Consider the following 12,995-nt stretch of genomic DNA (forward strand, 5'->3'; position numbering starts at 1 on the left):
TTTTTTAACGTTTAACTACACCTGGTTCACCAAATTCAGGCAATCCTTCTTGGCTCCATGTAAATGGTTGATAATAAGCATGTCTATTTGGGTTTTCCAATGGGTCACTATAATCATTTTTTTCTGGTCTTGCATGATATACAATAATTTCTTGTGTTCTGTCTTCACACTCCGTAAAAGAATTATGGCCCGGACCATAAAGGGAATTATTTTCTGAGCTTGAAAATACCGGCTTCTCAAGTTTGTTCCATGAGTACCCATTGAGTAAATCACTATCTGCATCCGCCCATAGTAGTCCCATCGCGTAATTCTCATCTGTAGCACTTGCTGAATAAGTAATGATCACCTTACCATTTTTAATTAAAACTGCTGGAGCTTCATTGACTTTGAAGCCGATCTTTTCCCAATCGTAATAAGGAATACTCAAGAGTATTTGCTTGCCAGTGAGTGTCCATGGGTTTTCCATCTCTGATAAATACAGATTGGAATTCCCGGGTATATTAGGATCCGCTTGTGCCCATACATAATACAAACGATTTTTATGCTCAAAAACGGTCGCGTCCAAGCTAAAACTTTCAAATTGTGTTTTAATTTGGTCTTTCTCTTGCCATTCTCCTTCGAAAGGATCGGCGCAAGCATTCTCAATTGCAAACATACGATGGTGATGTGTATCGTCTCTAATGACAGAGTGGTCTGAAGCAGCAAAATAGATATACCATTTACCACGAATAAAATGGACTTCGGGCGCCCAAATAAGTTGGCTCAATGGTCCTTCTTCATGTGCGTGCCATACGACTTTTGTTTCACAATGAGCCAAGCCCCTCAATGTCTTCGCTCTCCTCAACTCAATTTCTTGATAGCCAGGTTTTGACCCTGTAAAGTAATAATAACCATCTGTATGTTTATAAACCCACGGATCTGCTCTTTCTAATACAATCGGTTCCAAGTAATTTTCTGTCATAAAGTCCACACCTTCTTAAAAATATCCATTTTCAGTTTTCAGCATTCTTATTGCTTTGTTTTTAGACATGTAAAGTATTGTTGCCAGTAAGTAGAATATGACACCAACAACATCATAAATCACTAAATGAATAATGATACAGGCAATCATCCACCTCATAGTGCCTTTATTTATTTGCTTATCTTTCATATTTTTGGCATTTATCCAACTGATCACACCCATTAGGATGGTCGCTAACGCTACAATCATGACCACTTTAGAAATCATCCCTACAAGACTTGACTGTAAATAATCATATTGGTTCTGCTGTTGAAAAGCTGCTATGCCTTGCTCTTCAAACCACGGATAATAACCGAACATCGTCACAAGGCCGATACAAACATCCCATCCAGCACCTATACGTAATAGATTTTTTTCTAATTTTCTATTCATTGATTTCACTATCCTTTTACCCCTGCATTTAAGTTCATCGATTCAATGAAATACTTCTGCGCAAATAGGAATAACATAACAGTTGGTATGATGGCAATCAAAGCAGAACCCATTAATTGACCAATCATACGATAGTTTCCATATATGTCTTGTAATAGAAGTAATCCTGCTGTAATTGGCATTTTACTCACATCTGTATAGACAATAACTGGCCATAAAAAATCGTTCCAAGAGCCTGTAAATGAGAATAACCCGGCCACGATTAGTACTGGCTTAATCAGTGGAACTATAATTTCTGAGAATATCGTAAATTCATCTGCCCCATCCATTCGTGCAGATTCATCAAATTCAAGCGGGATTCCTTTCATGAACTGTCTGACTAGAAAAATATTGCCCATTCCAGCCAAACCCGGGATAATCATTGCAAGAGAAGAATTTACCCAACCAAAGCTTTCAATAATCTTATAGGAGGGAATTAAATTAACCACACCAGGAAACATGGAAATTCCCATTAAAGTATAAAAAATACGATCTCGATATTTGAACCTCATTCTGCCGTACCCATAAGCTGTTACGGAAACAACTATTACAACCAATACTGTATGCGTAACTGCAATAAAAAGTGAATTCCATAACCATTGCATGATTGGTGCAGTTGATGTATTTGTCAAAATCGCAACATAGTTATCTAGTATCCAGTTCACAGGCAACAACCTAAAACCAGATGATACAATTTCTGTTTGCGACCGAAATGAAGTAGTAAAACTAAAAATCAATGGAATTACCCAGATAATACACAACGCTATTAGAAATACGTATGCGATAACCATACTAGGTAAACGTTTTTTCTGTGTATTCATTTTTTACCTCCTTATGTATTACTTCTATCTAATAGAAAATACTGAAATACAGATACGCACATAATAATCAACCCTAAAATAACAGCCATTGCCGATGCCATTCCCGCAATAGACTCTCCTTGACTAAACGCTAATGAACGAATATACATCATTAATACTGTCGTGCTTTGATTAGGACCTCCACCTGTCATCATTAATGGTTGTGCAAATACATTAAATGCACCAGCAGTCGTCATGACAATCGTGTATAACAGAGGAAAACGAATAGAAGGTAAGGTTACATTAAAGAATTTTTGGACGGATCCAGCCCCATCGATTTCGGCTGCCTCATATAAATCTTCATTGACCCCTGCTAAAGCAGATCGATAAATAATCATATTCCCACCAATTGCACCCCAAATGCTTACAACAAAAATCAAAATCCAAGCATAAGGCTGTCTGGACGCCCATGAAAAGTCAAAGCCAAAAATATTATTTATAGCACCTAAACGAGAATGAAATATAAGTGACCATATCAACGATCCAGCAGATACCGAAATAAGCCCGGGAATATATAAAATCGCTTGAAAAAAACCTTTCAATTTTACTTTCTTATGTTGTAATGCTGCTGCAATCAATAAAGGCAGGATGATTTGCAACGGCACCATAATCAGTACAAATATAAAGGTATTTTTTAGCCCATTCCAAAACTGAGTGTAAAATGTTGAAGAACTGTCGAATAATAATGTTTTATAGTTATTAAAACCTACCCATACCGGATCAGAGATCAAATTCCACTGTGTAAATGAAGCGTAGATACCATAGAGTGTTGGTATACAAACGAAAATAATAAACAATACCATATGAGGTCCAATAAACGCAAAGGATGCCCAATTGATTTTCTTCTTTTCCATTCCTTTCATTCCCTTCAAAAAATGAGTAAGGGGATTAAAAATCCCCTTACATTACTTGGCAACTTCTGCAATTTTGTCCTCAACATATTGTTGCATAGTAGCCAAACCTTCATCCATATCTAATTCTCCATAAGCAATATCAGTACAGTAAACATCTAGAGCTTCTAGTACATAAGAGAAGTAGACATAGTCAAAGATGTATAACGTTTCTTCTTCCTCAGGCGTAGATGTAAAGAATGATTGGGGATATTGTTTGTACTCTTCACTTTCCAAAATATCATTACTAGCGACAATTTGACCTGCTTTTGCCCATTCAATTGAATTGGTACGTACAAACTCCAGAAATTGTGCGATTACTTCTTCTTTTTCGTCCGTTCTCGTTTCGCTATTTAACATGCCAAACATGTGAGAAGCAGCTCGATTCGTTGCAATATCAGATGAAGTAGAGTAAATATTCGTCACACCCCAATTTAATCCTTCAACTGCATCATGGGCTGTGGAAGTCCACGTGCCATCAGTAGATAACAAAACGTTTCCTCCTTGGAACATTAGGTATCCATCTTCGCCATAAGGTGTCATCAGACCTGCGTCCGTTAATGCTTTGATCTTTTCAAGTGCTTCCTTCATTTCAGGTGTATTCACCGTTGGATTCCCAGCTTCGTCTGAGATGTCGCCGCCTAGATTGCGAATCTGAGCTAGTAATACCCATGATAATAACGCATTATTAACAATATAATCTCCTTCATCTAGCTTCCCTGATAAAGACATCATCTCATCAAAAGTCACGATATTGTCATCTAACCATGAAGTAACACCATATTTTTCTAACAAATCAGAATTGTAATACATCGCGCTTGCATGGATATCCAACGGAATAGTATATTGTGTGCCATTCACATTTCCTGCATTCCATGCTGTATCTAAATAATTGCTTTCTTGTAGCTCTGGCTGATAAGAAATCAACGAATCAACGGTATCGATAATGCCAGAATTTACAAATTCTTCTACTTTATAAGAATGCATCAAAGTTAAATCTGGTATACCGCTTTTTGAACTGACAACAGTACTTAATTTGGTATACATATCAGAGGTAATAACATGATTGATCGTATATTCTGAATCAGACTGCTCATTAAATTCTTTCACTATTTGATCCATATATGCACCATCATCACCGGTTAACGGAGACCAAAAATTAATCGTGAACTTCTCCTTTTCAGCAGTTTGGTATCTATTAAATCCAACAAGTGCAATTGCAGCGACGGCTAAAACAGCAGCAACAATAAGAATTTTCTTTTTCATTTTCTTCCCTCTTTCATTCCTGATTTTTGATTTGAAGAGCTCGATGATTTTGAAAAAAATGTTTCACTTAAATTTATAAAACCTTCATTTCTTTAACAGCGTTTGCAAACACTTTCAACTTACAAATAAATAATACTTTACTATGTAATCGCTGTCAACAATATTTTGATTAATTATATCAACTTAATCTATATATTAATTAATATAATCATTAACTAAAAGAAATAAAATCAAGCCTATTTACACATATTAGCAAATATGTTAACATTCAGGTAAATATGAGTGTTAGATTCCTAGGAGGTGGGAAAATGCAATTAGAAATCAATCAGGAGGCATTGCCAGTATACGAAGCTTTAGCGAGCAGTGTGCGCATTAAAATTATCCAGATGTTAGCCAAAAACAAAATGAATGTGAAAGAGATTGCTCAAGCTCTAGGCTTAAGCAGTGCCATTATCACTATGCATATCAAAAAATTGGAAGAAGCAAACATTATCAAGACAGAACGAATTGGGCAAAAAAAGATTTCCAGTTTAAGAGTCGATCATATCGATATCAACTTCCCTGAAAAAATCTTTAACGCTTTTGATACGAAGGAAACCGTGATTCCTATTGGACACTATACAAATTATGCGGTGGAACCGACATGTGGGCTGGCAACTTTAGCAGGCTTTGTTGGACCGGTAGACGAACCTAAATACTTCATGGATCCAAATAGAATGGATGCAAGAATTTTGTGGTTTACAAAAGGGTTCGTGGAATATCAGTCCCCTAACTTTCTAGCAAATGAAGAAAAACTAGAAATGATGGAGATTTCGATGGAAATCTCATCCGAGTTTCCATTTTCTAATAACAATTGGCCATCAGATATTACTTTTAGTTTGAATGGTGTGGAGTTAGGTACTTGGACGAGTCCCGGGGATTTTGCCGATATTCGCGGTAAGTTTACCCCAGATTGGTATCCCGATAACTTGAATCAATATGGTCTGCTCAAAACGATTCGTATCATGGATCACGGAACCTATATGGAAGGAGAGCCGCTATCCAACATCACCATCAAAGATATTCCGGCATATGAAGATACTTGGCATCTCAAATTAGAAGTCAAAGAAACAGCCACCCATATTGGCGGCTGTACCCTTTTTGGCAAAGGATTTGGCAATTACGACCAAGATATCAAACTAAAAATGTTTTATAGTTGAGGCATCAAAAGAGCCGCGAATGACAAGCAATATGTGCTGATCATTCGCGGCTTTGTTTCATCTTGTTATTTCTTCAAATGATAACTATACGTACTTACAATAATATTTTCCCGCCATGACAATCTAAACCGTAATCGCAGACTCGTCTGGTTATGCAAAATATTTTGCCAGCGGTGTTTCGGTACAAACTGAGGAATGATGACCGTTGTCGTATAATTGTGCTTGGTCGCATTCCGGCTGACCAAATCTACATAGCGAATGATTGGATTTTCAATCGAGCGATACGAAGAATGGACGATCGATAGACGCACATCAGGAAAGTTTTGTTTGAATTCTTGTTGGATTTCTTTTTCTTTCTTGACATCTTCATCCAAAGAGACGTGCATCGCGACAACATAATCCCCAATAGATTGCGCATAGTTTAGGGCGCCAACATTCACGCGTGTCACATTCCCAACCAGTACGATTACCGTGTTGCCTTCATAGACATGCAATTTCCCTTGTTTTTCCAAGCGCAATTGTTCTGCTACATTCTTGTAATGGTCATGGATTTTGTAGAAGACAAACAACAAAATCGGCATGATGATGAAGAATGGCCAAATATCATTCAGACGATACACGAACAAGATCACGATGATTGCATAGGAAATCAAGGCGCCAACGATATTCGCCAAAGACTTGAAGAACCAGCCTTTGCCGTCTTTTTTCCATTTCACGACCATCCCTGTTTGTGACAATGCGAAAGGAATAAAGACCCCAATAGAATACAGAGGAATCAAACGCTCTGTTGATCCTTGGAAGATAAATAGCAAGACAATCGAACCAGCTGCTAAAGTGATGATGCCGTTAGAATACCCTAGTCTGTCCCCACGGTCTTGGTACATATGCGGCATATATTTATCTTTTGCCAAATTGAATGCTAGTACTGGAAAAGCAGAGAAACCAGTATTGGCAGCGACTGCCAAAATCAATGCCGTGGCAAATTGTAAAACATAATACATGATGCCATGTCCGAAAACAGCGGCACCGATTTGCGATAGGACGGTCACTTCAGTTTGCGGCACAATACCGTACCAGTAGTTGATAAATGTGATACCGACAAAGAAGAAACCTAAAATGGCAGCCATGATCGTTAAAGTTGCTGCGGCATTTTTGGCCCGTGGTTTCTTAAAGAACGGGACTGCATTACTGATGGCCTCTACACCAGTCAGTGAAGACGAACCAGAAGAAAAGGCTCTTAAAATCAAGGCGACTGAAACGCCTGGTACTACAGCACCCGGCAACGCTGTAGCGTTTAAAGGCTGCGCGCCTGTGATGATATTGAAGAGGCCAACAACAATCAATATCGTGATCACGGCAATGAATGTATATACAGGTATCATCAAGAACGAAGCGGATTCCCTCAATCCCCGCAGATTCATCATCATGATCAATAAAACGATCACGATCGAAATCCCTACTTGATGACCATACAATGCTGGAACCGCCGAGGTGATGGCTTCTGCCCCAGCTGAGACGGATACAGCCACTGTCAACATGTAGTCGATCAGCAAAGAGCCCCCTGCGATCAAGCCGGCATTTTTGCCCAGGTTTTCACTACTAACGACATAGGCGCCGCCCCCGTGAGGATACGCATGGATGATTTGGCGGTACGATAAAGTCAATGAAATCAATAAAATAATCACAAATGCAGCGATTGGTAAGGAATACCAGATGGCAGCTGCTGATAAAGCGACCAGCACGACCACGATCTGCTCGGTCCCGTATGCGATCGAAGATAACGCATCGGAAGATAACAACGCAAGGGCAGCTGTTCTCGTCAATTTCTGATCATCATTTTCAGCAGATTTCAAAGGACGTCCGACCAACAAACGTTTTAAATAGTCCACTTCATTTTACACTCCTTTTTCATGAAAAATATACGATGATAATACCATAAAAACTATAATAAATATTGAACGATCAAGATTGTATGCTACGCCTGAAAACAGGAAAAGTCAATGAAAATCAAATGAAAAATACAACGTAAAATGCTCTTCTTTTTTTTAGAATCCAGCTTAAGATTGAAGAAAAAGCAGATAGAACAAACGGCTCTATCTGCTTTATTGTTAATGGAAGAAATGACTCTCTTTTGATATGTCACTCAATTTTTTCGACTTCTCACTTACGTAAGGTGAAACGAGTGTACCGACTATCCCGAAGAATAAGAAGATACAAATCAATATGATGACTGGTGCCCATACATTTGGCCAGTAGATACCCCCGGCTGATTCTCGCAATAGATTGACAGCATGGGTGAATGGCAACAAAGGATTGATAAATTGGAAGAACTTCCCAGACACTTGGATGGGGTAATTCCCACCACCTCCGGAAATCGATAATACCAGGATGATAATGGCAATTCCTTTCCCAAGGTTACCGAAGAGTCCGGCTAAGACATAGACGATCATCATAAATGCCAATCCGACAAGCAGGGCAAAGAGCACGCTATAGACAGGATTCCGCACATCAACACCTAAGAGAAACATATTTCCTAACGTAACGATCAAACTTTGCGCTACCGCCATCGTTAAGAAAGTCATCATTCTCGCAACAAAGGTTTCTCGTTTGGTAAACCGTTGTTTGTCTTTCTTATCTAAATGATACTCTGTTGTAGCAACACTTGACAACAATAATGCCCCTACCCATAAACACAATGCGGTGTAAAACGGTGTGCTGGCTGAGCCATTGTTGGCGATTGGATAGATTTCATTGGTTTCCAAATCAACCGGTTGTTTGAAGAATTCAGCTTCTTCTGTAGCATCTAGTTTCAACAGCTTGATGATATCCCCTAAATCCACTTCGCTTTCGCCTTTGCGGATCGCATCAGCAGCTTTATGAATTCCAGATTTGATATTTGGCCAGTCGTTGTTGATGAGGTCCACCGCAGCATCTAAGGCTTTTTCAACTTCTGGCAATTTTTCATCGACCATATCCATCGTAGAGGTGATTTCCGCCTTTACGGTAGGCCAATCATTTTGCAAGAAGTCCGCTGCGATACCTAATTTATCTTCAATGATCGGTAATTCATTGTTATACAAATCAGCACCTTTATTGATGGCTGCAACGATCTCGTCCATATGTCCATTCAACATTGTATTGGCGTCATGCAATTCTTGCTTGATCGCTGGCAATTCTTTTTGGTATTTCTCCAAAATCGATACAGCATTGCTGACAACTGTTTTGGTAGATGACAACAAAGAATCGAAATCAATATCTTGGGCTTTTTGCAAGACATCTTCGGCGGTGGTGATCGTAGTGATCAATTTGGTGAGGACATCATTGATCGTGTTTGTAATAGAAGATACATCAATACGATTCAGTAAATTACTGATGTCTTGTGCAGCTGCAGTTATTTGGCTAAGGTAGTTCTGAATACCGTCAATTGACCCATTTTGTACCAAATTGTCTAGCGAACTCAAGCGCGTAGACAATACACCTAACAAGTCTTTGGCATTGCTCAATTGATCAATGATTGTTTGTAAATCACTATTGTTTCCAGCCTCTTGGATTTTGGTCATGAACGCAATCAAAGAATCTAAAGCTGTTTGCTGTTGTTGGATATTTTGCTGGAAATCAGCAATCACATTACGTATGGCTGTCCGTTCCTCATCTGTCAGCTCATTATCCGCCAACGCTTGATTGATGGTGTCCGTCAGACTAGCAGTGGTCGTTGCGACTTGGCTGATTGCATCAATCGTCACCTGCACACTGCTGGAGATACTTGGCAACGCATCTTGCAGCTGTTGGGCACCTTCTTTTGTCGCAGAAACAAAATCGGCTGCTTGATCACCTAAGTCTTCGATCTCCGGCAACGCAGCTTGCACTTGTTCGATGATTTGCAGGCCTTGTTTGGCTGTATCGATCCCGTCGGTCATCGTACTAGCAATATCATCAAAATCTTCATCGATCATTTTTAGTTGTTTGCCGGCATTTTGGATCTCTGGAATTTTTTCTTTCAATGTCAAAATAATACTGGCTTCTTTTTTCAAAGTAGGCATTTTGTCATTTAATGCAATCAGTTTATCGCCCATCGCATCGACTTCTGGGATATAATCCGTAAATTCTTCCGCTTTGGCAATCTTGTCTTTGATTTCTGGAAATTTGTCATGCAGTGTGACGATCTCTTGCGTATAGCCATCGATCGTATCCAGATTTTCATCGGTATCCAAAATCATATTTTTCACTTTATTGATGCTGATCAGATTAGAATCAATATCATACCCAATCTCGTTAAAAACCTTTAGCAGGGTGGAACTCGCGGTTTCAATGAAGTTCTGTGAAATCTCCTCTTGCAAACTGCTGGCGCCCTTAGACGTGATTTTAGGTGCGATGGCATTGATTTTTTCATTGCTGTAATATTCGATCGTTGGTTTTTCGATCGTTCCGTTGGTAAAACTGATCAGGTCTTCTGAAAAGTCTTCTGGCAAGTAGATACCCGCGTAATATTCACCTGATTTGACCCCTTCAACAAGGTCATCTTTTGAATCAACGAAACGCCAACCTAGTTGCGTATTGTCATGTAATGTATCTATGACTTCATCACCAATCTTGATTTGCGTCCCTTCAAATTCTGCCCCACTATCGGCACTATAGACTGCGATCGGCAGTTCACTTGTATTGCCGTAAGGATCCCACAAGGCTTTGATATTGAACCACGCATACAGCGAGGGCAAAATCATTAATGCAATAATCAAAAAAGCTGCGATTGGATTGGAAAAAATTCGTTTCCAATCTAGTTTATATAAATAAAAGACATTTTTTATCTTCTTCATTTCTCTTCCCCCACTATTCGTCATCGAAGGATAATTTACCATGTTTTTGGCTTCACGCCAATGACTATGGTCGGCTATCGAATTGCATTTTGACAAAAGACCCTTTTTGTCAAAATGAAACCCCTTTACTTTTTGACCTTATTCTGATAACCATTCTCTTTTCTTTAACTTTACCATGAAGCATGAGCCCACACCGAATGATATGACTTTATGTCGAAAGTAAATAAAAAAATGCCTTCTCCCTATCAAGAAGGCATTACGATTAAGAATCAAAGTTGATCGGCTTGCAGCAGATCATAAACAAACTGCAGTGAGTCTGTTTCTGCATACAGATTTAACCCTGCTTTCTGTGCTTCTGTATACGTTGTCTGGAAACTTTGGTCCGGGATCAATACAACTTCGATCCCAGCCCGTGTGGCGGCCAATGCCCCTAATAAAGAGTCTTCCATGACCAATGCTTGCGCGGCCGTCTTATCCGCAAGTGCCAACGTCCGCACATAAGGTGCTGGATCTGGCTTATGGGCGGCTACATCATCGCCGAAAGTCAGATAGTCAAAGCACGCCACCAACTCAAAATGCGCCAGTAATTTTGCGCCTCGGTCTTTCATCGTCGAAGTTGCCAGTGCTGTGATAAAGCCCTTTTCTCTTCCCAACATCAGTGTCTCTTTGGCATAGGGTTTCATCTGCAACGTGCCATTTAGCAGCTGTGCTTCGATGAAGCCTTCCCGCTCAGCACGGAGTGCCATGACCCGTTCATGTCCACCAACAACCTGTGCCAGTTGATCCGCCGTCTGCTGCCAACTTTGTCCCCGCCAACTGCTGATGTCTTCTGCAGATAAAGGAATGTTGTGTTCTTTAAATAGCGCCAGCCAACCATCAAAATAAATTTTTTCGGTATCTAGCAATAACCCATCTAAATCAAAAATCAGTAATTCTTTCATAAGCACCCCTTTGATTGATTGTGTCTTACGACATATCGCGATTTTTTTCTGCTGCTGTATGGACTGCTTGGATCACCGCTGCGCGCAGCCCGTTTTCTTCCAACGATTTGACCGCTTGAATCGTCGTCCCGCCAGGAGAAGTGACTTGATCTTTCAAGACCCCTGGATGTTCTTTGGTTTCTAAGACCATTTTAGCGGCACCCAGCACAGCTTGAGAAGCAAATGCATAGGCCATCTCCCGAGGCATTCCTTCAGCAACTGCCCCGTCTGCCAAAGCTTCAATAAACATGTACGTATAGGCTGGAGAAGAACCGCTCACACCTATCACAGCATCAATCATGCTTTCTGGTACAACAGCAGCTTTTCCCACACTTTCAAACAACCGCAGAACAAATTGGGTATCTTCTTCAGTGGACATATCATTGGGGCTGATCGAAGACATTCCTTCACCTACAAGAGCAGGTGTATTCGGCATGACCCGGATAATTTTTTGGCTGCCTAGTGCTGTGGTCATTTGGTCGATCGTTACACCAGCGGCAATCGATACGATCACATGGTTTCTTGTCAACAGCGGTTGCAATTGTGGCAATAAATGGGCAAAAACAAAAGGCTTGACCGCTAAAATCAACACTTCTCCATACGCTGTGGCCTCAGACAATGTGGTGGTCCCTTGAATCGCTGTTTCAGCCTCCAATTGCTGCAATGTCGGTTCATAGCGATGGTTATAGACCAGAATTTCATTTGCGGCATACAATTCTGATTTGATCAACCCTTTGATAATGGCTTTTGCCATATTTCCAGCACCGATAAAGGCGATTTTTTTCATTTCAACACGCTCCATTTCAATTTGATTGTACCTTTGTTTTGCGAAAAAAGCCCAATCAGAGATTAGGCTTCAAATTCAATCATGTAAGGATGTAAGGCAGTATTATAGATTCCCTCTGTGTATTCTACTACCTCACCTTGCATATCATAGGATTTCCGAATACGCTTCAATGCGGATATTTCTGGTGTGAACATGAATTTTTGTTGCTCCGTTGTCAAGGTAACACCAACGAAGGCGTCTTCGAAGCGATCAATGATCATCCGATGCTCGTCTAATAACCGATAGAGGGATTTTTCTTCCAATTCATCGATCGACGATCCTTTAAGCTGGATCGGCAAGTGGTATTCATAATAAATAAATGGCTGGTGATCAAAGTAATACAGACGTTTTAAACGCATCACATCTTTGCCCATCAATGGATAAGCCGGATGATCAGGGGATAAGCTTACTTGGGTAAATTCAATATTTCTTTTTGTATATTCTTTGCCGGTTCTTTCTAACAGCTGACTGAAAGTCGTCCCTTTTGACAACCGATTGTAGGGGCGATTGCTTAATACTGTTGTTCCTCGCCCACTACGTTTTTCGACATACTCATCAGCAGCCAATAGTTCGATTGCTTTACGAACCGTGATTTTACTTACATTGAAGACAGCCTCCAACTCGGTTTCTGTCGGCAAAAATGAGCCGATTGGATACTTGCCCGAAAAAATATCTTCTTTGATTTTATCGGCAACATCGCGGTACAAAATATGCTTGCGCTTCATGAT

11 protein-coding genes are annotated in these 12,995 nt (G+C 40.0%); 1 reads left to right on the forward strand and 10 read right to left on the reverse strand.

Annotated features, from left to right (window positions below):
* Window positions 1–4: 4 nt before the first annotated feature.
* The 5 genes from ACYVRS_RS10785 to ACYVRS_RS10805 are packed head-to-tail and all read right to left on the reverse strand — an operon-like array spanning window position 5 to window position 4,448.
* Window positions 5–961: a glycoside hydrolase family 43 protein gene (locus ACYVRS_RS10785; RefSeq protein WP_461203360.1), complete on the reverse strand. Its 957-nt coding sequence runs from the start codon at window positions 959–961 to the stop codon at window positions 5–7.
* Between the two features lie 15 nt (window positions 962–976).
* On the reverse strand, window positions 977–1,393 hold the full coding sequence (locus ACYVRS_RS10790) for a hypothetical protein (protein ID WP_312498745.1): 417 nt from the start codon (window positions 1,391–1,393) through the stop codon (window positions 977–979).
* 8 nt (window positions 1,394–1,401) lie between these two features.
* Window positions 1,402–2,253: a carbohydrate ABC transporter permease gene (locus ACYVRS_RS10795; RefSeq protein WP_312498744.1), complete on the reverse strand. Its 852-nt coding sequence runs from the start codon at window positions 2,251–2,253 to the stop codon at window positions 1,402–1,404.
* A gap of 11 nt (window positions 2,254–2,264) precedes the next feature.
* Window positions 2,265–3,155 carry a carbohydrate ABC transporter permease gene (locus ACYVRS_RS10800; protein WP_312498743.1) on the reverse strand — a complete coding sequence of 297 codons (891 nt, stop codon included), beginning with the start codon at window positions 3,153–3,155 and terminating at the stop codon, window positions 2,265–2,267.
* Window positions 3,156–3,197: 42 nt separating this feature from the next.
* Window positions 3,198–4,448: an extracellular solute-binding protein gene (locus tag ACYVRS_RS10805; RefSeq protein WP_312542122.1), complete on the reverse strand. Its 1,251-nt coding sequence runs from the start codon at window positions 4,446–4,448 to the stop codon at window positions 3,198–3,200.
* Window positions 4,449–4,756: 308 nt separating this feature from the next.
* Between ACYVRS_RS10805 and ACYVRS_RS10810 the strand changes: the two genes are divergently transcribed.
* Window positions 4,757–5,647, forward strand: coding sequence for an ArsR/SmtB family transcription factor (locus tag ACYVRS_RS10810; protein ID WP_054115858.1), 891 nt, complete (start codon window positions 4,757–4,759; stop codon window positions 5,645–5,647).
* A gap of 65 nt (window positions 5,648–5,712) precedes the next feature.
* On the opposite strand, the gene ACYVRS_RS10815 is transcribed toward ACYVRS_RS10810, so the two are convergent.
* From ACYVRS_RS10815 to ACYVRS_RS10835, 5 genes are all read right to left on the reverse strand, one after another.
* Window positions 5,713–7,536 (reverse strand): APC family permease, encoded by a 1,824-nt coding sequence (locus ACYVRS_RS10815; protein ID WP_312542113.1) that lies wholly within the window; start codon window positions 7,534–7,536, stop codon window positions 5,713–5,715.
* A 219-nt stretch (window positions 7,537–7,755) separates the two neighbouring features.
* Complete coding sequence (locus tag ACYVRS_RS10820; RefSeq protein WP_461203361.1) at window positions 7,756–10,461, reverse strand: YhgE/Pip family protein; 2,706 nt, start codon at window positions 10,459–10,461, stop codon at window positions 7,756–7,758.
* 269 nt (window positions 10,462–10,730) lie between these two features.
* Entirely contained in the window at window positions 10,731–11,402 is a 672-nt protein-coding gene (locus ACYVRS_RS10825; protein ID WP_313537409.1) for an HAD family hydrolase, read from the reverse strand.
* A 25-nt stretch (window positions 11,403–11,427) separates the two neighbouring features.
* The gene (proC, locus tag ACYVRS_RS10830; protein WP_313537407.1) at window positions 11,428–12,228 is read right to left on the reverse strand and encodes a pyrroline-5-carboxylate reductase; all 801 of its coding nucleotides are present in this window, start codon (window positions 12,226–12,228) and stop codon (window positions 11,428–11,430) included.
* 62 nt (window positions 12,229–12,290) lie between these two features.
* On the reverse strand, window positions 12,291–12,992 hold the full coding sequence (locus ACYVRS_RS10835) for a GntR family transcriptional regulator (RefSeq protein ID WP_312498732.1): 702 nt from the start codon (window positions 12,990–12,992) through the stop codon (window positions 12,291–12,293).
* Window positions 12,993–12,995: the final 3 nt, after the last annotated feature.

Source organism: Enterococcus salsurae (genome assembly GCF_054784955.1).